This window comes from Amycolatopsis minnesotensis (assembly GCF_039529815.1).
GTDB classification, from domain to species: domain Bacteria; phylum Actinomycetota; class Actinomycetes; order Mycobacteriales; family Pseudonocardiaceae; genus Amycolatopsis; species Amycolatopsis minnesotensis.
The window spans coordinates 55,105-74,515 of record NZ_BAAANN010000019.1; the positions used below are offsets into that span (position 1 = coordinate 55,105).

Sequence of the window (19,411 nt, forward strand, 5' to 3'; positions counted from 1 at the left end):
GAGGGTATGGGGAGGAGAAAGGACCGTGCAGGATTTCCAGCCGTTCGCGCATCTGACGGCGCCGAACACCGCGCTCTACCGGAGCGTGATGGGGGCGTTCGTCCAGGCCAAACGCCGTTTCACCGTGCACCTGCGGCCGGAGGACGTGCACGAAACCCTGGACGCCGCCGAGCTGACCTCGATCGCCGACGCCCTCACCAAGCTCGTCAGCTGGGGGAACCTGCGCGCCGATCCCGACACCAGCCGGGTCACCACGGTCGAGGACTTCCACCGCGCCCGCTTCCTCTACCAGCTCACCGAGCGTGGTGAAGCGGCCGAGCAGGCGCTCGCCACCTACGACGAGGCCCTCGGCAAGCGCGGCGCGCTGCAGGCGGTCGCGTTGTCGGACATCGCCACCCAGCTCCACGCCCTGCTCGGTTTCGCCAAGGAATCCGCCCCGGACCAGGCAAAGGTGCACCTGCTGCTCCGCGGCCTGGTCGACCGCTTCACCGACCTGGCAGGCAACGCGCAGGCGTTCATGGGCTCGCTCCAGCGCACGATCGATCTGCACGATGCCGACGTCGACGCGTTCCGCGCCTACAAGGACCGGCTGATCGACTACCTCGAACGCTTCATCCGCGACCTGGTGGGCACCGGCGGGAAGATCGCTTCGCTGATCGAGGAGATCGAGCACCTCGGCATCGGCAAGCTGCTCGACGTCGCGGCCTGGCGTGAGGCGGAGGACGCCGCGCCCGGCCAGGGGGACGGCGCGGACGATCCCCGGCGGCAGGAGTTCGAGCGGGTCCGGCCGCTCTGGCAGGACAGGTGGCAGGGCGTGCGAACGTGGTTCGTCAGCGCCCCGCACCACCCCAGCCAGGCGAAGCTGCTGCGGTCGCAGGCCCGCGCGGCGATCCCGCAGTTGCTGCAGGTGGTCGCGGCACTGAACGAACGGCGCTCGGGGCGATCCGATCGCTCGGCCGATTTCCGCAGCCTGGCGAGGTGGTTCGCGCAGGCCCCGGACGACGCGTCGGTGCACCGCCTGTGGCGATCCGCGTTCGGGCTGTCCGCATCACGCCACTTGACCGTCGACGCCGACACGCTCGAAGCGCGTGCCGAGGACCCGGTTCCGGCAAGCACCCCGTGGGCCGAGGCGCCGCCGCTGGAAATCAGTCCTCGCCTGAGGAAAACCGGGAGCTACGAACGGCGCGGCAAGCCCAACCGCGTGCTCGACCGCACGGAACAACGCCGCTATCTCGCCGAGCTGGCGAGCAGAGAGGCCGCCGAGACCGCGGCCGCCCGTGCCGCACTGGTCACCAGCAGGCCGACCAGGCTCGCCGATCTCGGCGAGTTGGACCCGGCGGCCTTCCGGTTGTTCCTCGCCCTGCTCGGGGACGCGCTCTCCGCCAGGACACCGGGCACGCGAACGGTCGAGACCAGCACCTCGGACGGCAGCATGGCGATCCGGCTCACCGCGCTGGAAGACGCCGGACGGGCCGAGATCCACACACCGCACGGGGTGTTCCGCGGGCCGGAGCACCTGGTGGAGATCGTCGACCTCACCGCGGCGACCGTCGAGGAGGTCAGTGCGTGAGTTCGCTCGCTGACGCGCTGTCCGCGTCCCGCACCGACGAATACCGGCGCGCCGCGCGTGCGTTGCTGCGGCGGCCGATCGTCCGGGCGGCCGGGCCGGGATCCGACGATTTCACGCTGATCCGGCGGCACGTGAGCGAGCTGCGCGGCTGGTTCGACCGGAACACCGGCTGGCGGCTGCTGGTGGACAGCGAGGTCGCGCGGCTGGTCAAGACGGTGGCGACCACGGCCGAGCACACCCACCCGGCCAGGGACGTCCGGTCGAAGCAGCCGTTCGGCAGGCGACGCTACGTGTTGCTGTGCCTCGCGCTGGCGACCTTGGAGCGCGCCGACTCGCAGATCACGCTCGGCAAGCTCGCCGAGCAGGTCGTGCTGGGCGCGGCCGATCCGGAGCTGGTGGCCGCCGGAATCGCGTTCACCCTGCAAGGCCGGGAAGAGCGCGGCGACCTGGTCTCGGTGGTCCGGCTGCTGCTCGACCTCGGTGTGCTCAGCCGCGTCGCGGGCGATGAGGACGCGTTCGTCAAGGACACCGGTGACGTCCTCTACGACGTCGAACGCCGCGTGCTCGCCGCGCTGCTGGCCGCGCCACGAGGACCGTCCACAATAGACGCGGACGGCTTCGAAGAACGGCTCGCCGCACTGACCGCGGAGCTTCCCCCGACCACTGACGACCTGCGCAACCAGCGAATCCGCCAACACCTGACCCGCAGGCTGCTGGACGAACCGGTGCTCTACTACGACGAACTCACCGAAACTGAACTCGCGTACTTGACCGGCCAGCGAGCCGCGATCACCCTGCGCATCTCCGAGTTGACCGGGCTGAAGGCCGAGGTCCGCGCCGAGGGCATCGCGATGGTCGACCCTGCCGACGATCTCACCGACGTCCGCATGCCCGAAAGCGGCACCGAAGGGCACGCCACGCTGCTGCTCGCCGAGTACCTCGCGGGCACCGGCGGCCGAGCGGTGCCGCTCACCGAGTTGTACGGCAAGGTCCGCGAATTCGCCACCGAAAACCGCACCTTCTGGCGCCGCAACGCCACCGAGCCCGGCGCCGAAACCGAGCTGACGACGCTCGCGCTGACCAGGCTGGAAGCACTGCGCCTGATCGAGCTGACCGAAGACACGGCGTCCGCCCGCCCCGCACTGAGCCGGTACGCGCTGGCCGAACCGACGATCCAGGAAAGCCGATGACCAGGGAACTTCCCGAACCCGCCCTCGAACGCTGGCAGCCGCTGCGCGCCGGGCTGGTCGACCTCTTCTACTACGACACCGAAGAGTTCTGGTTCCGCGACGGCCGATTGCTGTTGCGCGGCAACAACGGCACCGGCAAGTCCAAGGTGCTCGCGCTCATGCTGCCGTTCCTGCTCGACGGCGAACTGTCGCCGCACCGGGTCGAGCCGGACGCCGACCCGAAGAAGAAGATGGAGTGGAACCTCCTGCTCGGCGGCGCCCACCCCTATCCCGAACGGCTCGGTTACACCTGGCTGGAGTTCGGCCGCGTCGACGAGCACGGCGAGCCGCGGTTCCGCACGCTGGGCTGCGGGCTGAAAGCGGTGTCCGGCAAGGGAATCGCGCGCCACTGGTACTTCGTCACGGAGCAGCGGATCGGCGCCGGGCTGGAGCTGGTCGACGCGACTGCCACCGCGCTGAGCCGGGACAGGCTCGTCGACGCGATCGGCGAGCGCGGCACGGTCTACGACCGGGCGCGGAACTACCGGCGCGCCGTCGACGAAGCCCTGTTCGGCTTCGGTGAGCAACGCTACGGCGCGCTGGTCGATCTGCTCGTCCAGCTCCGGCAGCCGCAGTTGTCCAAGCGCCCCAGCGAAAAGGCGCTGTCCGCGGCCCTCACCGAGGCGCTGCCGCCGTTGGACCAGGCCGTCGTCGCCGATGTCGCGGAGGCGTTCCGGAGCCTGGAGGAGGATCGCGAATCGCTGCGGTCGATGACCGAAGCACATGACGCGGCGAAGTCCTTTCTCGGCCACTACAGCCGATACGCGCGGGTCGCGTCACGACGTCGCGCCGCCCGCCCGCGCCAAGCCCAGGCCGAATACCGCCGAGTCGGCGAAGACCTCGCGAAAGCCGAGACGGCCCATCAGGAGGCCGAAACCGCGCTGGCGAACGCGGAATCCCGGATCGCGGAACTCGCCACCGACCGCACCCGGTTGCAGACCCGGGACAAGACCCTGCGTGAAAGCCCGGAGATGCGCAAAGCGGAGAACTTGGAAGCCGCGGCCATCGACGCCCGCAAGCTCGCCGAAGAATCCAAGCAGCGCGCGGGCGAACTCGGCAAGGCGACTACGAAACTCGCCGCGCGCCAAGAGAACCACCGAAAAGCCACCGAGCGCCTGGCATCGGCCACCACGAATCTCGATACGGCACGCTCGTCTGCGACGGAAGCCGCGGGCACGGCACGAATCGCCGGGCCGCACGCCGAACGAATCGACGCCGCGCTCGCCTCGGGCCCGGACGTCCCCCGGCTACGCACGGAAGCCAACGAACTGGCGGTGCGCCAGCGGCACGCGGTGGAGCAAGTGGCGGGCCTGATCCGCGCTGCCGAGACGGCGGGTCAGAAGCTGACCGCCGCACGCCAGAAGGTCAATGAACTGGAGGCCGAGGCGGACGATCTCGCCGAACGCCGAGCCACCGCCGAAAACGACGTCACCGAACGCGGCGACGAACTGGTCACCGCCGTGCGAAGCCATTTCGACACGGCGACCGAACTCCGACTGGACGACCCGGCCACGACCTTCGCCGAACTGGAACTGTGGGTCGAGACCCTGGACGGCCCGAACCCGGCCACCGCCGCGGCAAGCACGGCGGGCCACGCGGCGACGAGCGCGCTCGCGCACGCCGAAGCCGAGCGCGCCGCCGAAGAACGCGTCGCCCGCCTTCGCCGCGAAGAACTGACCACCGAGATCGCGAAGCTGGAACGCGGCGAGGACAACGCCCCACCGGTGCCGCACACCCGGCAGGACGCTGACCGGACCGACCGCCCCGGTGCGCCGCTCTGGCAGCTCGTGGACTTCGCGGCCGACGTCGATCCGGCCGATCGGGCAGGTCTCGAAGCCGCGCTGGAGGGCGCAGGCATCCTCGACGCGTGGGTGACCCCGGCAGGCGAGCTGCTGGCGCCAGACACCGAAGACATCGTGCTGAGCCCGCGCGGCCAGGTCTCCGGCCCGAGCCTGGCCACGGCGTTGACACCCGCGGTGGACAGGGCGAATTCGCGAGCGAACGCGGTTTCCGACGAGACCGTGCTCGAACTGCTCGGCGCGATCGGGCTCGGCGGCGACAGCGAAACCTGGGTCAGCGCCGACGGCACGTACCGGATCGGCGTGCTCACCGGTGCCTGGCACAAACCGGTCGCCGAGTACGTCGGCCGTGGCGCCCGCGAAGCCGCCCGGCGCGCCCGGTTGGCCACGCTGCGCGCCGAACTGTCCACTGTGGAATCCGAACTGACCCGGCTCGACGAAGCGCGCCGCCTCCTGCGCACCCGCCAGGAAACCCTGGCCACCGAGGTGTCCGGCCTGCCATCCGACTCGGCGCTGCGCGAAGCACATTCCGACGTCAAACGCCTCGCCGACGAGCTGCGCCGGTTGTTCGTGAAGCAGACCGACGCCGCCACCGCGGTCAGCACCGCCGCCGAAACCGCGAACGCGGCGGACACCGCGCTCCAGGAAGGCGCGACGGACACCGGGCTCCCCGCCACCACCACGGAACTGTCCGAAGTGGAGAGTGGCCTGGCGGCCTACCGGGAGGCGCTGGCCGGGTTGTGGCCGACGATCGGTGCGAAGACCGAGGCCGACCGCGGAGCCGCGCAAGCGGCCGAAGACCTCGAAGAAGCCGAAGCCACGCTCGAAAACGCGGCCGAGCGCGCTCACACCGCGGAACAGGAAGCCACGGCCGCGGCCGAGCGGCATCAGACGTTGCGAGACACCGTCGGCGCCGCCGTCGCGGAACTCGAAGCACATCTCGCCGAGGTAGCACAAGCCTTACGCGCCAACGAAAACGACACCAAAGCCGCGAGCACTGAGCGGGACAAGGCAATCGACGCGCGAGGAAAGGCGGAGGGCCGCCGGGAAACCCTCGCCGCGGACCTGGAGGTCGCGACCACCAACCGCGCCGAAGCAGCGGACTCCCTCCGCCGGTTCGCCGCGACCGGCCTCCTTGCCGTGGCGCTGCCGGACCTGTCCGTCCCGGATCCCGGCGAGCCGTGGGCGCCGGACCCGACCGTCCGGCTGGCCAGGCGCATGAACGACGAACTCGCCGACACCCCGGACGACGACAACGCCTGGGATCGTGCGCAGAAGCGGGTCAACGACGAGCTGAAAACCCTCACCGACACGCTTTCCCGGCAAGGCAGCAGGGCATCGGGGGAGCTGCTCGAAGACGGCCTTGTCGTCGAGGTCGAGTTCCGGGGCAAGCCCGCGACCGTGCCCGAACTCGCGGGCGCGCTGGGCACCGAGGTCGGCGACCGGGAACGGCTGCTGAGCGAACGCGAACGCGAGATCCTGGAGAACCACCTGGTCAACGAGGTGGCCAGCACCCTTCAGGAACTGATTTCGGCCGCCGAAGCCCAGGTCGCGAGGATGAACACCGAACTCGACGACCGGCCGACGAGTACCGGGATGCGCCTGCGGTTGCAGTGGCGTTCGCGGGAGGACGGCCCGGCCGGGCTCGCCGCCGCGCGGGACCGGCTGCTCCGGCAGACCGCGGACGCGTGGTCCGAGGAGGATCGCGCCGCCGTCGGGGAATTCCTGCAGGCCAGGATCGCGGAGGTTCGCTCGCGAGACGCCTCCGGTACCTGGCTGGAACAGCTCACCGAAGCGCTCGACTACCGGACCTGGAGCCGGTTCGTCATCCAGCGGCACCAGAACGGCCAGTGGAAACCCGCGACCGGCCCCGCCTCGGGCGGCGAACGCGTCCTCGCCGCCAGTGTGCCGTTGTTCGCCGCCGCGTCCTCGCACTACGCGTCGGCGGGCAGCCCGCACGCGCCGCGCCTGGTCACCCTGGACGAAGCCTTCGCCGGGGTCGACGACAACGCCCGCGCGAAGTACCTCGGCCTGCTGGCCGCGTTCGACCTGGACGTCGTGATGACCAGTGAACGCGAATGGGGCTGCTATCCGGAGGTTCCGGGCCTGGCGATCTCCCAGCTCGCCCGCACCGACGACGTCGCCGCGGTACTGGTGACCAACTGGGAGTGGGACGGCCGGAAGCGCACGAAGATCAGCGCCGAGCCAGCGGCCGCGCAGGGAGGGTTGTGGAGCGGCGAATGATCACGCGGCCTCGGGCGGATCGACCCACACCACCCGCGCGGACACTTCCGGCCGCTGGACGAACCCCACCAACGCCCGCTCCGGGCTACCGACGGACATCCGCAACCCACCGTCGACGCTGATCACCTCGGCGCCGTCTTCGTCGTCGAAAGCGATGCCCCACGCGGCAATCCTGGCGTCGACGTGTTCCCCGTACTCCTGCACGACGGCGAACAACCGCGGCGCGAACGTGGCGACCATGTTCCTGACCAGGTCCTCGAACTCCGCCTCAGCACAAAGTGGACCATCCCCATCGGCTACCATCCCGACCTCCCACGGACTGTGTTTGCACCGACACCCGGTGTGCATCTAACCTGACATGGTCGACACCACGAAAAAACTGGAAATTCCATTGTTCACCCGAATGGAGGTCCACCTTGGCACAAGGAGCGGAGGGTGGCGTGTCGATCGTCCGTCGCTGGCAGCTCGCCACGACAGTGAAAGCTCTTCGGGAGCAAGCAAATCTCACCCAGGACGACGCGGTCGATCGTCTCCGGGAGGGCGGCGGCAACTGGTCGCGATCAAAGCTGTCCCGAGTTGAAAATCGCGAGCACACTCTCAAGCCTCGCGAGGTCGAGCATCTCCTCACTGCCTATCGAGTCGACGATCCTGAACTGCTGAAAGCCTTGACACAGCTCGCGATTGACTCCCGCCAGCGCGACTGGTGGCATCAATACAGGGACTCGATGCCCATCACGATCCAGCCGCTCCTGAGCCTGGAGAGTGGCCTGGTGGCTCAGCGCGACTTCCAGAACCAGCTCGTCCAGGGACTCTTGCAAACTTCCGACTACGTTCGCGCACTGATCTTGTCGATGAACTACCAGCAGTTCAGTCCTGGGGAGCTGGAACATCGTGTCGCAGTGCGGATTGCCCGGCAGCAGATCCTGTCCAAAGACAACCCGCCCACGTTTCATTTCATCCTCGACGAGTTCATCCTGCACCGGATCGTCGGCGACCGCATAGTGATGCACGATCAGCTGCGCAAGCTGCTCACGGTCGCCGAGTACCCCAATGTCACCATCCAGGTCCTGCCGAGAGACTGCGGAGGTGGCCCGGGGCTGACCGGTCCATTCGCACTGTTCACGCTGCCTGACCCGATCCCGGACGTCGGCTACTTCGAAGGGCCACCAGGGACGTTCTACATCGAGGACCGCGATCGGATCCGTTCCTGGACTCTGCGCTTCGGTATGCTTACCCAGCAAGCATTGTCCGCTGAGAAGTCCGCTGCGGTCATTGCTGAGGCGCTGAAGCAGTACCGCTAGCAAGTGCAAGGAGGTCATCACGTTGCCGCTGGTGGATTCTTTGGCCAATGTGACTTGGCGTAAGAGCAGCTACACCGATGATGACCCGGGTAACGGCAGCACCTGTGTCGAGGCGGCCGCTCTGCCCGATGGCCGGATCGCGATCCGCAACAGCAACCACCCCGACGCCGGGGTCACCTACTTCACCCGCGCCGAGATGAGCGCTTGGCTCAAGGGCGTCAAAGCGGGCGAGTTCGACGATCTCGGCTGACCCGGCCCGCCTGGCCCGCCTGCTCGGCGGCGACCTGACCTGGCTCGTCGACCGCGTCCGGCGGCGACTCGAGCGCAACGAATCCCTGGACACTTCGGTCACGCTGTCCAACGCCACCCCCGCCCAGCGCGACGCCGTGCACCGCCTGCTCGGCCGCCGCCCACGCGCCGGGACCGCACTCACCGTGTCGCTGCCCGCCGTCGACGAGGTTCTGCGCCGCTCCGGCGCCAGCCCCGACGGGCTCGCCGCCGCCGTAACCGCCCTGACCGGCCCGATCACCGACCGCGCCGCGCACACCTCCGCCCTCGAAACCGCCTGGCGACGCGCTTTCGCGCCGCTCGCCGCCATCATCGAGTCCCGCCCGCCGCTGGCGGATTGGTACGAACGCCTGCACGCGACCGGCCTGGTCCGTCGTCTCGCGGGTACTCCCGAATCCGCCGAGCCCATGCTCGCCGACCTGGCCACGGTCATCGCCGAACTGCCCGCGCCCGGCGAGCCACTCGGCACTTTCGCCGCCCGAACCGTCCGCGACGCACACGGTCTCGACGACGGCCGCCCCCTGACCACCCTCGCGCTCGGCGCCGCCCGCGCGCTCGCCGGTCTGCCGGACGCGGCCAGCCGCGAAACCTGGGCCGCGGTCGGCGTCCTCCGCGACGACGTGTCCAGCACGGTGCTCACCCTCGGCTTCCCCGGCGACCCGCACACCGCCACCGGCCGCGCGCTGGCCGCGTTCCACGCCGCCGGCCAGCCGGTCGTCCTCACCCTGCGCCAACTCGTCCGCGATCCACCCCGCCTGGTCGCCCAGCCGATCTCGATCTGCGAAAACCCCGTCGTCGTCACCACCGCCGCCGACCGCCTCGGCCCCGCCTGCACGCCACTGGTGTGCACGAACGGCCAACCCGGCGCCGCCGTGATGCTGCTCCTGCGCACCCTCGCCGACACCGGCGCCGACCTGCGCCACCACGGCGACTTCGACTGGGGCGGCATCCGCATCGCCAACGTCCTCTTCGACCGCCTGCCCGTCCGCCCATGGCGTTTCGACACCGCCACCTACCGGAACGCCGCCACACGAACCGGCGCCACCCTCACCGGCACCCCGGCCACCGCGAGCTGGGACCAGAACCTCACCCCGGCGATGACCGAACTCGGCACCAAGATCGAAGAAGAACTCGTCCTCGAAGACCTCATCACCGATCTCGGCTGAGCCAGACGGATGATTCCGCGAAGATCAGGTGAAGGGCGCCACAAACTCGGCCTTCACAGGGCAAGCCGCCGGTCCGAGCCGCGTACTCGATCAGCTCCGCGGTGGTCAGCGGCACCATGACGATGCGGGCGACACCGGAGCCGGACAGCTCGCGGTTCGCGGCTTCGCGATCGCCGACAACGGTTCGGCATAGTCGGAGAATTGCGCGAGTTCGGTGCTCACTCCGGCAAGGTAGCCAGCGCTGGTCAAGAGGTCGGCTTCGGGATGTCGAAGTAGCTCGAAAGCCGTACGGCGGGGGCGTATTCGCCCTTCACGCGCACCCGCCCGGTGACGAACATGGTGGCGACGGCCGCGTTCCCGGTGGCCATTCTGATGAAATCGTCCGCGGCCACCGTGATCGTGGTGTCCGGGGAGCGGCCGAGATCGGTGCTGGAAACGCACATGCCGTCCTCGATCACCGTCTGGAACCGATCGAACCCGTCTTCGCCGTCGCCGTTGGAAAAACGCCAGCTGACCACCAGGTCCACATTCTTCGCGCGCTCGGGCGCGAAATGCTCCGACATCCTCCTGAATATCTCGTCCAGGAAAACGGAGCGCAGTTCGGCGTGGTCCGCGATCGCTTTGAGCTGGTCCTTCGACGCGCGCTGAACGAGGTCGACGAGCGTTTCGGTGGACAGCGAGGTCAGCTCGACGCCCGCACCGGCCGAGCCCAGCATGTGCAGGGTTTCCAGGAGCTGGATGAACTGCTCCGGCGACAGCTTGCCGAGGTCGACCTTGTCCGCGAACGCGTTCACGGCGTGCCGCTCACCCGCGTGGGTGGCACGGCCGCGTCGGCCACGCGAAAAGCGCAGCCGCGTACGCCACGTGTGTTCTTCGGATCGGGAGGACACGGGAACGGAGTCTACCGCGCCGTCACGGTTTGGGGAGATCGAAGAATCCGATCAGCCCGGCGGCGAATGCCAGGTCACCCTTGATCTTGATCTTTCCGGTGACGAACAATACGGCGGGCGTCGCCTGGTGCGTGATGAGTTTGAAGAAATCCGCGGGCGCGATCGTGATGGTCACCCTCGCCCGTTCGGTCATCTCCCGGTTGACGGTGCATTCACCGTCGTCGATGACGGTTTCGTAGCGGTCGTAGCCGCCGTCGCCGTCGCCACCGGAGAGCCGCCAGTGGATGACCGCGCGCAGGCCGCGCGAGCGGTCCTTCTTCAGGTGCGCGCTCATCCGGCCGAAGATCTCCCCGAGCACGCGCGTGCGGAGCGGCTTCTCCGCGACGACGCGTTCGAGCTGGGTCTTCGACGCGCGCGACACGAGTGTGGCGAAATGCTCGGGATCGACCTTGCTCAGGTCGAGTTCCGGCGCGCGCTCGGACAGCCTGAGCAACGCCGCCAGCAGCCTGCGGAAGTCGTCCTTGCCGAGATCGCGCGGGTCGATGGCGCCGGCGAGTTCGTTCACGTCGAGCGTGGCCGGGCCCAGGTCGGCGGGCTGCAGCCGCTCCAGCGCGTCGACCAGCGCGGCGCCTCGCATCCCGCGCAGACCGGTCTCAGTGTGCTCCGACATCCGACCCCTCCATTACACCTACTGACGCGTAGGCTACGCGCCAGTAGGTTACGCGGCAAGCTGCTTGAACGCGGGGAAAATACACCTCGACCTCGTGTCCGGGTAGCGTTCACCCCCGGAAAGGAGGTCCGCGTGACCGAGGAAGTACAGCGCGCACGACGGCTGCCGAGGGCGGTTCGGGAACGGCAGATCCTGGACGCCGCGGTGCAGGTGTTCTCGCGCTACGGCTACCACACCGCGTCGATGGACGAGATCTCCGAGGTCGCGGGTGTCTCCAAGCCGATGATCTACACCTACCTCGGCTCCAAGGAAGACCTCTTCGCCAAGTGCATCCGGCGCGAGGCCACCCGCCTGCTGGAGGCCATCCAGGACGGCGTCAAACCGGAGCTGCCGCCCGACATGCAGCTCTGGCACGGCCTGCGCTCGTTCTACCGGTTCGTCGCCGACTTCCGCGAGTCGTGGACCGTGCTGCACCGCCAGGCGCTCACCGTCGGCGGGGAGTTCGCCGCCGAGATCACCGCGATGCGCACGCGCGCGATCGAACTGGTCGCCGCGCTCGTGGTCAACGCCGGCGCCCGCAAGGGCCTCGCCGAGCAGGCGGAGTTCTCCGGCGAGGGCCTGTCCGCGGCGCTCGTCGGCGCGGCCGAATCCCTCGCCGACTGGGCGCTCGACCACCCCGACGTCTCCGACGGCGTGCTCGCCTCCTGGCTGATGAACCTGGTCTGGCTCGGGTTCAACGACCTCGTCGAAGGCGACGTCTGGAAACCGACCGCGTAGTGCCGGTAGCCGCTCAGAGCGTGACGATGCTGCCCGAGAGGTGCGGCTTCGGCTTGCGCGCGTTCCACAGCTCGAAAGCGAGCCCGTCGTCGGTGCGCCACGACGTGAACGCGACCTTGGCAGGCAGCAGGATCGGCAGCTTGAACCGCACGTCCACGGTGAACGCCGAGGGGAGCCTGCCCTCGAACGCGGCCAGCGCGTGCGCCTTCGACCACATGCCGTGCGCGATCGCGGACGGGAACCCGAACGCCTTCGCGGACAGCGCGTGCAGGTGGATCGGATTGCGGTCGCCGGATGCCTCCGCGTACTTGCGGCCGATGTCGGCGGGCACCCGCCACACCGCGTTCGGCACCGGCGGCGTGAGCTGCTTCCCACCGTCGGCGCCGCCGCCGGAGCCGTCGCCGGAGCCGCCGCCGCGGCGCAGGTAGGTGCTCACGTCTGTCCACACCGGACTGTCCTCGCCGACCGGCAGCACCTCGCTGACCACGTCGAACTGGCGGCCCTTTTCGTGCGGCCGCAGGTTTTCCGCGCGCACGCGCAGGGTGAACTTCTCGTCCAGCCGCACCGGCCGGTGCTGGGTGATCCGGTTCGCCACGTGCACCATGCCGAGCAGCGGGAACGGGAAATCCCCCTCGGTCATCAGCGCCATCTGCAACGGGAACGCCAGGATGTGCGGGTAGGTCACCGGCAGCTCGTCGGAGAGCCGGAACCCGCAGACGCGGTTGTAGTCGGCGAGGTGCGCCGGGGCGATCGTCACGCCCTCGCGCACGTACTCGGTGCCGGGCAGCGCGTCGCCGTCCCTGCCGGGGCGCACGCCGCCGAGCAGCGCCTTCGAATACAGCGAGCCGAGGTTCGGCGGGGAGTCGAGCACCTTCACGGTCATCACGCCCCCAGCAGTGCCTGGCCGCACACGCGGACCACGTTGCCGTTGACCGCGGCCGAGGCCGGGTTGGCGTACCAGGCGATCGTCTCGGCGACGTCCACCGGCAGCCCGCCCTGGCCGAGGCTCGACAGGCGGCGGCCGGCCTCGCGGATGAACAGCGGCACCGCGGCGGTCATCTTCGTCTCGATGAATCCGGGCGCGACCGCGTTGATCGTGCCGCCGTGCTCGGCGAGCCGGGACGAGCTGTCGTCGATCATGCCGATCACGCCGGCCTTGCTGGTCGCGTAGTTGGTCTGGCCGACGTTGCCCGCGATGCCCGCGATCGACGAGACGCCGACGATGCGGCCGTTCGGCTTCAGCACGCCGTCGGCGAGGAACTTGTCGTTCACCGCGAGCTGGGACGCGAGGTTCACGGTCAGCACCGAGTCCCACGCGCCGTCGGACATGTTCCCGAGCGTCTTGTCCCTGGTGATCCCCGCGTTGTGCACCACGACGTCGACGCCGCCGTGCCTGCTCGTGAGGTGCTCGGCGAGCTTCTGCGGCGCGTCGGCCGCGGTGATGTCGAGTTGCAGCGCGGAACCGCCGACCTTGTTCGCCACCTTCGAAAGATCGGCGCCCTGCGCGGGGATGTCGAGCGCGACGACGTGCGCGCCGTCGCGGGCGAGCACCTCGGCGATCGCCGCGCCGATCCCGCGGGAGGCGCCGGTGACCAGCGCGATCTTGCCGTCGAGCGGCTTCTTCCAGTCCGCAGGCGCGGTGAATTCGGGCGAGCCTTTGGCGCCGATCCTGATCACCTGCGCGTCGACGAAGGCGGACTTGGCCGACAGCAGGAACCGGACGGTCGACTCGGTGGCGCCTTCGCTGCCCTCGGCGACGTAGACGAGCTGGGCGGTCGCGCCGCGCTTGAGCTCCTTGCCGACCGAGCGGACGAACCCTTCGAGCGCGCGCTGGGCGATCCGCGCCCCGCCTTCGAGGAGCTCCGGCGGGGTGCCGAACACCACGACCCGGCCCGAGTTGCCGACGCTCCGGATGACCGGGTGGAAGAAGTCGTATACCGCGCGGAGCTGCTTCGGGTCCTGCACGCCGGTCGCGTCGAAGACGAGCGCCGCGTGCTTGCCCGTCTCGACCGGCGTGGTGCGGACCTCGATCCCAGCGTCACCGAGCTGCTCGGTCAGCGTCTTTTCGAGCCTGCCGCCCGGCGCGGCGCCGAAGAGCGCGGGACCGTCGAGCGCGGGCTGGCCCGGCTTGTACCTGCGCAGGGTCGGCGCGCTGGGCAGGCCGAGTTTCGGCACCAGGAACCGCCCGACGGGCGTCTTCGTGAACTGCTGGTACCTGTCCGCCATGAAAAGCCTCCCGCATTCGGTTGCGTCACTCCCATCGTAACCTACTCGCCGGTAGGTTACGATGGGACACGGAACGGCAAATACTGTGGCGCGAACCGCTCCCGGCGGTCGCGCGGCGGGCGGGAATCAGGAGGAGCCATGGCCACGAAGAGGGCACCCGCGGTGCGCAAGGTCGCCATCATCGGCGGCAACCGGATCCCGTTCGCGCGGTCCAACGGCCCGTACGCCAACGCGTCGAACCAGGACATGTTCACCTCGGCGCTCGACGGGCTGGTCAGCCGCTACTCGCTGCAGGGCGAGGTGATCGGCGAGGTCGCGGCCGGCGCGGTGCTCAAGCACTCGCGGGACTTCAACCTCGCACGCGAGAGCGTCCTCGGCAGCGCGCTTTCGCCGAGCACGCCCGCTTCCGACGTGCAGATGGCGTGCGGCACCGGGCTGCAGGCCATCGTCACCGTGGCCAACAAGATCGCGCTCGGCCAGATCGACTCCGCGATCGCCGGCGGCGTCGACACCACCAGCGACGCCCCGCTCGCGGTGAACGACGACCTGCGCCGCATCCTCGTCAAGCTCAACGCGGCGAAGACCGTCGGCGACCGGCTCAAGCTCCTCGCCAAGATCCGGCCGGGCCACATCGTGCCCGCGATCCCGCAGAACGCCGAGCCGCGCACCGGCCTGTCGATGGGCGAGCACGCCGCGCTCACCGCGAAGGAATGGGAAGTCGCGCGCGCCGCGCAGGACGAGCTGGCCGCGACCAGCCACCAGCGCCTCGCCGCCGCCTACGACCGCGGCTTCTTCGACGACCTGGTGACCCCGTTCCTCAAGCTCTCGCGGGACCAGAACCTCCGCGGCGACTCCACCGCCGAGAAGCTCGCGAAGCTCAAGCCGGTGTTCGGCGGCCCGTCCGGCACGATGACCGCGGGCAACTCGACACCGCTGTCCGACGGCGCGTCCACCGTGCTGCTGGCGACCGAGCAGTGGGCCGCGGCCAGGAAACTGCCGGTGCTGGCGTACCTCACGTTCTCCCAGACCGCGGCGGTCGACTACGTCCACGGCGGCGAGGGCCTGCTCATGGCGCCCGCCTACGCGGTGCCGCGCATGCTCTCGCGCGCCGGGCTTTCCTTGCAGGACTTCGACTTCTACGAGATCCACGAGGCGTTCGCGTCGCAGGTGCTCGCCACCCTCAAGGCGTGGGAGGACCCGAGGTTCGCGAAGGAGAAGCTCGACCTCGACGCCCCGCTCGGCTCGATCGACCGCGACAAGCTGAACGTCAACGGGTCCTCGCTCGCCGCGGGGCACCCGTTCGCGGCCACCGGCGGCCGGATCGTGGCGACGCTCGCGAAGCTGCTGAACGAGAAGGGGTCCGGTCGCGGGCTCATCTCGATCTGCGCCGCGGGCGGCCAGGGCATCACGGCGATCTTGGAACGGTAAGTCCTGGGCGAAATCGGGCGCGAACTGTCGGTGCTCCGGCCTAGGGTGTGGCCATGGTCACCGACGTCGCGGTCCGCGCGACCGCACTGGTCAAGACGTACGGGTCCACGCGCGCACTGGACGGCGTGGACCTGGAGATCCCGGCGGGCAGGGTGCTCGGCCTGCTGGGGCCCAACGGCGCGGGCAAGACGACCACGGTCCGCATCCTGACCACGCTGCTGCGCCCCGATTCGGGCGAGGCATGGGTCGCCGGGCACGACGTGCTCGCCGATCCCGACTCGGTGCGCCGCCAGATCGGGCTGTCCGGCCAGTACGCCGCGGTCGACGAGAACCTCACCGGGTTCGAGAACCTGTACATGGTCGGCAGGCTCTACGGCCGCAAGAAGGCCGCGGCGCGCGAACGCGCCCGCGAGCTGCTGCGCCGCTTCCAGCTCGCCGAAGCGGGCGACCGCCCCGCGAAGGGCTATTCGGGTGGCATGCGCAGGCGGCTCGACCTCGCGGGCGCGCTGGTCGCCGAGCCGTCGGTGGTGATCCTCGACGAGCCGACCACCGGGCTCGACCCGCGCGGCAGGCTGGACACCTGGGCGGTGATCAAGGAGCTGGTCGCCGACGGCACCACGGTCCTGCTCACCACCCAGTACCTCGAAGAGGCCGACCAGCTCGCGGACGACATCGTGGTGATCGACCACGGCAAGGTGATCGCGAAGGGCACCGCGGACCAGCTGAAGTCGGAAACCGGCGGGGAACGGCTCGAACTGATCGTCGAATCGGCCGCCGACGTGGCCGCCGCGACCGCGGTGCTCGCCGACGTCGGCTCCGGTGAGCCCACCGCGGACGAGCACACCCGCAAGGTCGAGGTGCTCGTGGACACCGGGCCGAAGGCGCTGATCGAAGCGCTGCGGCGGCTCGACGCGCAGAACGTCACGGTCACCGACGTCGGCCTGCACCGTCCCACGCTCGACGACGTGTTCCTCTCCATCACCGGCCACGACGCGCACCAGGACGGGTTGTCATGAGTTCCTTTGCCAAAGCCCTTTCCGACGGGGGCGTGATCACCTGGCGCAACCTGATGAACGTCCGGCGCAACCCGGACTGGCTGATGGCGGCGACCCTGCAGCCGATCCTGTTCGTGCTGCTGTTCGCCTACGTCTTCGGCAACGCGATCGGCGGCGAGGGCGGCGGCGCGGGCTACCGCGAGTTCATCATCGCGGGCATCTTCGCCCAGACCGTCGCGTTCAACTCGGCGTTCACCGTGATCGGGTTCGCGAACGACCTGCAGAAGGGCATCATCGACCGGTTCCGCTCGCTGCCGATGTCGCGGATCGCGGTGATCCTCGGCCGCACCACATCCGACCTGGTGGTCAGCGTGATCGCGCTGATCGTGATGTCGCTGTGCGGGCTGCTCGTCGGCTGGCGGATCCGCGGCAGCTTCCTGGACGCGGTGCTGGGCTACCTGATCATGCTGCTGTTCGCGTGGGCGCTGTCCTGGATCGGCGCGCTGATCGGGCTGGTCGCGCGCAGCGTCGAAGTGGCGCAGAGCGCGGGCCTGATGTGGATGTTCCCGGTCAGCTTCATCTCGTCGGCGTTCGTGCCGGAGTCGACCCTGCCGGGATTCCTGCGGGCGATCGCGCAGTGGAACCCGTTCACCGCCGTGGTGAACGCGACGCGGGACCTGTTCGGCAACAAGTTCGGCCCGCCGCCCACCGGCTGGCCGGCCGAACACGCGTCCCTGTACGCGATCCTGTGCTGCTTGGCGATCATCGCCGTCTTCGCGCCGCTGGCCACCGCCCGCTACCGCCGCGTCGCCAGCAAGTAAGTAGGCACCGCCGGACGGCGGGGGCTGCCGAGGCAGCATGAGCCCCTTATGAGGGTGGAGTTCGCGGTGCTCAGGTCCCCGAGTCACAGTGACGGCGTGTGCGGGTGGCGGTCATCCGACGAGTCCGGTGGCGGCTGCGCGGGGCGCGGTGGTCCCTGAAGGTCGCCTTCGGGGAATCCAGCGCCACTTTCTCCGCCCTCGCGGCGGGCGGCGGGACGTTGCACATGCCCCGAAGGTGACCTTCGGGGCGCTCAGTGCCCTCAAGGCCACCTTCGGGGCATTGCGGGATCCCGCCAGGAGCATCGCCCGATCGAAGCGGGTCAGTTGGGCAGCACGTCTTCGGCGCGCTTGCGGGCCTTCTTCGCGGCGCGCTTGGCTCGCCAGCCGAGTGAGGGCTTGCCGTGCGTGTCGGCCGCGGACACCAGGAGGCCGCCGATCAGGCCCGCGTTCTTCAGGAAGTGGATGAGGTGCTGCTGCCGCTGAGCCGGGTCCTTCTCCTCCCAGAACGCGTGTCCGGCGAGGGTGGTCGGCACCAGGCTCCCGGCGAGCGCCAGCGACGAAAGACGAGGCAGCTTCCCGAGCGCCAGCGCGGTACCGGCGACCACCTTCACCGCGCCGTCGATCTTGACCAGGGTTTCCGGGTCGGTGGGCACCGAGTCGGGCAGCATGTCGGCTCGTTTGCCGACGGTCTTGTCGAGGAACGGCTTCGCCATTTGGGCGTGCCCTTCCGCGTGCCGCAAGGCGTTGTACCCGCCGAAGATGAAGGTCGCGGCGAGCAGGGGACGGGCAACTCGACGGAGAATCACAGTCGTGCCTTCCTCAAGTGGTGCTGGTGACCCCGAAGTTACCCAAATTCGGGGCGCCCCACGCGTCGGCACGCGAGCTAAGCAAGTATCCGGCTTTCTAACTTTTACGCTAGAAAGCCGGATACGAAGCTAGCGGCAGTCCGGATACGCCCGCGGCAGCGCGAAACCACGCGAGGCCGCGACCGCGCGGAGACGGTCGGGGTAGTCGGTGATCAGGCCGTCCACGCCGTCGTCGATGAGCTTGTTCATCGTGGCCGGGTCGTCGACGGTCCACGGGACCACCTTCATCCCGGCCCGGTGCGCCTCGGTGACCAGCGCCTTCGTGGTGAACGGCCGGTAGTCCGGGTCACCGGCGTGGCCGCCCTGCGGGTTGCCGTGCACCGGCGAAAGCGCGCTGGCACCGAACGACTTCACCGCCCGGACCGGGCTGCCGCCGAAGTCGTCGATATCGAGCCCGCCGAGCCACGGCGACTTGCCGGGCTGGCCCACCTGCAGGAAACCCGGCTCGGTGAGCGCGACGGTCGGCAGGTACGGCGCGACCTTCCGCATCAGCATGAGCGAGCCCCAGTCGAAGCTCTGGATCGTCACGTTCCGCGCGAAGCCGGACTTCGCGATCTCGGCCGCGGCCCGGTGCACGAACTGCTCCCTCGGCGCGGTTTCCTGCGGCGCCGCGGCCTCCACCTTGGTCTCGATGTTGAAGCGGATCCCCCACGCGCGGTGCGCCCGCGCGAGCGAGAACAGTTCCGCGAGCGTCGGCATCTTCGCGCCGGGGGAGAGCTGCTGGCCGGGGAAGTCCGGCTGCCGCAGCGATCCGCAGTCGAGGGTGCGCGCCTGGGCGAAGGTGAGGTCCTTGACGTACTTGCCCGCGTACGGGAACCGCGGGTCGCCCGGGGTTACGGGCGCGGTGTCCCGGCACTTGGCCGGGTCGAGCTTGCGGTCGTGCGTGATCACCTCGCGCCCGTCACGGGTGATCTGCAGGTCGAGTTCGAGCGTGGTCACGCCGAGTTCCATCGCCTTGCCGAAGGACGCCAGCGTGCTCTCCACCGTCAGGCCGATGCCGCCGCGGTGGGCCTGGATGTCGAAGTGCCGCCGCGGGTGCGCCTGCGCCACCGCCGTGGCGGATCCGGCCACGCAGGCCGCGATCCCCAAAGCCGCCAGTCCCTTGGTCGCCGCCAGTCCCATGGTCACTGCCTTCATCACG

17 protein-coding genes are annotated in these 19,411 nt (G+C 69.6%); 10 read left to right on the forward strand and 7 right to left on the reverse strand.

The window, feature by feature from the left end:
- The first annotated feature begins 25 nt into the window (after window positions 1-25).
- The 3 genes from ABD256_RS23620 to ABD256_RS23630 are packed head-to-tail and all read left to right on the forward strand — an operon-like array spanning window position 26 to window position 6,842.
- Window positions 26-1,570 (forward strand): TIGR02677 family protein, encoded by a 1,545-nt coding sequence (locus tag ABD256_RS23620; RefSeq protein ID WP_344422738.1) that lies wholly within the window; start codon window positions 26-28, stop codon window positions 1,568-1,570.
- Window positions 1,567-2,760 carry a TIGR02678 family protein gene (locus tag ABD256_RS23625; protein ID WP_344422741.1) on the forward strand — a complete coding sequence of 398 codons (1,194 nt, stop codon included), beginning with the start codon at window positions 1,567-1,569 and terminating at the stop codon, window positions 2,758-2,760. The genes ABD256_RS23620 and ABD256_RS23625 overlap by 4 nt, the downstream gene beginning before the upstream one ends.
- On the forward strand, window positions 2,757-6,842 hold the full coding sequence (locus ABD256_RS23630) for a TIGR02680 family protein (RefSeq protein WP_344422744.1): 4,086 nt from the start codon (window positions 2,757-2,759) through the stop codon (window positions 6,840-6,842). The genes ABD256_RS23625 and ABD256_RS23630 overlap by 4 nt, the downstream gene beginning before the upstream one ends.
- Here the strand turns inward: ABD256_RS23630 and ABD256_RS23635 are convergent, their stop codons facing one another.
- Window positions 6,843-7,145: a hypothetical protein gene (locus tag ABD256_RS23635; RefSeq protein WP_344422746.1), complete on the reverse strand. Its 303-nt coding sequence runs from the start codon at window positions 7,143-7,145 to the stop codon at window positions 6,843-6,845. It lies immediately after the preceding gene.
- 137 nt (window positions 7,146-7,282) lie between these two features.
- On the opposite strand from ABD256_RS23635, the gene ABD256_RS23640 reads away from it, so the two are divergent.
- Genes ABD256_RS23640 through ABD256_RS23650 form a run of 3 tightly spaced genes read left to right on the forward strand, consistent with a single transcriptional unit; the run spans window position 7,283 to window position 9,597 of the window.
- On the forward strand, window positions 7,283-8,143 hold the full coding sequence (locus ABD256_RS23640) for a helix-turn-helix domain-containing protein (protein ID WP_344422749.1): 861 nt from the start codon (window positions 7,283-7,285) through the stop codon (window positions 8,141-8,143).
- Between the two features lie 31 nt (window positions 8,144-8,174).
- The gene (locus tag ABD256_RS23645) at window positions 8,175-8,393 is read left to right on the forward strand and encodes a DUF397 domain-containing protein (protein ID WP_344423063.1); all 219 of its coding nucleotides are present in this window, start codon (window positions 8,175-8,177) and stop codon (window positions 8,391-8,393) included.
- Between the two features lie 34 nt (window positions 8,394-8,427).
- Window positions 8,428-9,597, forward strand: coding sequence for a TIGR02679 family protein (locus ABD256_RS23650; protein ID WP_344423066.1), 1,170 nt, complete (start codon window positions 8,428-8,430; stop codon window positions 9,595-9,597).
- Window positions 9,598-9,842: 245 nt separating this feature from the next.
- Here ABD256_RS23650 and ABD256_RS23655 read toward each other — a convergent pair whose 3' ends face one another.
- Both ABD256_RS23655 and ABD256_RS23660 read right to left on the reverse strand, forming a co-directional pair.
- Window positions 9,843-10,391, reverse strand: a complete 549-nt coding sequence (locus ABD256_RS23655) for an SCP2 sterol-binding domain-containing protein (RefSeq protein WP_344422752.1) — start codon at window positions 10,389-10,391, stop codon at window positions 9,843-9,845.
- 118 nt (window positions 10,392-10,509) lie between these two features.
- Window positions 10,510-11,157: an SCP2 sterol-binding domain-containing protein gene (locus tag ABD256_RS23660; protein WP_344422755.1), complete on the reverse strand. Its 648-nt coding sequence runs from the start codon at window positions 11,155-11,157 to the stop codon at window positions 10,510-10,512.
- A 132-nt stretch (window positions 11,158-11,289) separates the two neighbouring features.
- On the opposite strand from ABD256_RS23660, the gene ABD256_RS23665 reads away from it, so the two are divergent.
- Complete coding sequence (locus ABD256_RS23665; protein ID WP_344422758.1) at window positions 11,290-11,934, forward strand: TetR/AcrR family transcriptional regulator; 645 nt, start codon at window positions 11,290-11,292, stop codon at window positions 11,932-11,934.
- 13 nt (window positions 11,935-11,947) lie between these two features.
- Here the strand turns inward: ABD256_RS23665 and ABD256_RS23670 are convergent, their stop codons facing one another.
- Together ABD256_RS23670 and ABD256_RS23675 are read right to left on the reverse strand one after the other, a co-directional pair.
- Window positions 11,948-12,817, reverse strand: a complete 870-nt coding sequence (locus ABD256_RS23670; protein WP_344422760.1) for a MaoC family dehydratase — start codon at window positions 12,815-12,817, stop codon at window positions 11,948-11,950.
- The gene (locus ABD256_RS23675; protein WP_344422763.1) at window positions 12,817-14,160 is read right to left on the reverse strand and encodes a 3-oxoacyl-ACP reductase; all 1,344 of its coding nucleotides are present in this window, start codon (window positions 14,158-14,160) and stop codon (window positions 12,817-12,819) included. Before ABD256_RS23675 ends, ABD256_RS23670 begins: the two co-directional genes overlap by 1 nt.
- A gap of 138 nt (window positions 14,161-14,298) precedes the next feature.
- On the opposite strand from ABD256_RS23675, the gene ABD256_RS23680 reads away from it, so the two are divergent.
- Genes ABD256_RS23680 through ABD256_RS23690 form a run of 3 tightly spaced genes read left to right on the forward strand, consistent with a single transcriptional unit; the run spans window position 14,299 to window position 17,404 of the window.
- Complete coding sequence (locus ABD256_RS23680; RefSeq protein ID WP_344422766.1) at window positions 14,299-15,588, forward strand: acetyl-CoA C-acetyltransferase; 1,290 nt, start codon at window positions 14,299-14,301, stop codon at window positions 15,586-15,588.
- A 53-nt stretch (window positions 15,589-15,641) separates the two neighbouring features.
- Entirely contained in the window at window positions 15,642-16,604 is a 963-nt protein-coding gene (locus ABD256_RS23685) for an ATP-binding cassette domain-containing protein (RefSeq protein WP_344422769.1), read from the forward strand.
- Entirely contained in the window at window positions 16,601-17,404 is an 804-nt protein-coding gene (locus ABD256_RS23690; RefSeq protein ID WP_344422772.1) for an ABC transporter permease, read from the forward strand. The genes ABD256_RS23685 and ABD256_RS23690 overlap by 4 nt, the downstream gene beginning before the upstream one ends.
- Window positions 17,405-17,724: 320 nt before the next feature.
- Here the strand turns inward: ABD256_RS23690 and ABD256_RS23695 are convergent, their stop codons facing one another.
- Together ABD256_RS23695 and ABD256_RS23700 are read right to left on the reverse strand one after the other, a co-directional pair.
- Complete coding sequence (locus ABD256_RS23695; protein ID WP_344422775.1) at window positions 17,725-18,210, reverse strand: DoxX family protein; 486 nt, start codon at window positions 18,208-18,210, stop codon at window positions 17,725-17,727.
- A gap of 129 nt (window positions 18,211-18,339) precedes the next feature.
- The gene (locus ABD256_RS23700; protein ID WP_344422778.1) at window positions 18,340-19,407 is read right to left on the reverse strand and encodes a glycerophosphodiester phosphodiesterase; all 1,068 of its coding nucleotides are present in this window, start codon (window positions 19,405-19,407) and stop codon (window positions 18,340-18,342) included.
- Window positions 19,408-19,411: the final 4 nt, after the last annotated feature.

Bases quoted from the DNA above. Each gene is read 5' to 3' on its own strand.
- ABD256_RS23630 (WP_344422744.1), top strand. From the start codon at position 2,757: ATGACCAGGGAACTTCCCGAACCCGCCCTCGAACGCTGGCAGCCGCTG.
- ABD256_RS23635 (WP_344422746.1), bottom strand. From the start codon at position 7,145: ATGGTAGCCGATGGGGATGGTCCACTTTGTGCTGAGGCGGAGTTCGAG.
- ABD256_RS23660 (WP_344422755.1), bottom strand. From the start codon at position 11,157: ATGTCGGAGCACACTGAGACCGGTCTGCGCGGGATGCGAGGCGCCGCG.
- ABD256_RS23670 (WP_344422760.1), bottom strand. From the start codon at position 12,817: ATGACCGTGAAGGTGCTCGACTCCCCGCCGAACCTCGGCTCGCTGTAT.
- ABD256_RS23675 (WP_344422763.1), bottom strand. From the start codon at position 14,160: ATGGCGGACAGGTACCAGCAGTTCACGAAGACGCCCGTCGGGCGGTTC.
- ABD256_RS23680 (WP_344422766.1), top strand. From the start codon at position 14,299: ATGGCCACGAAGAGGGCACCCGCGGTGCGCAAGGTCGCCATCATCGGC.
- ABD256_RS23685 (WP_344422769.1), top strand. From the start codon at position 15,642: ATGGTCACCGACGTCGCGGTCCGCGCGACCGCACTGGTCAAGACGTAC.
- ABD256_RS23690 (WP_344422772.1), top strand. From the start codon at position 16,601: ATGAGTTCCTTTGCCAAAGCCCTTTCCGACGGGGGCGTGATCACCTGG.
- ABD256_RS23700 (WP_344422778.1), bottom strand. From the start codon at position 19,407: ATGAAGGCAGTGACCATGGGACTGGCGGCGACCAAGGGACTGGCGGCT.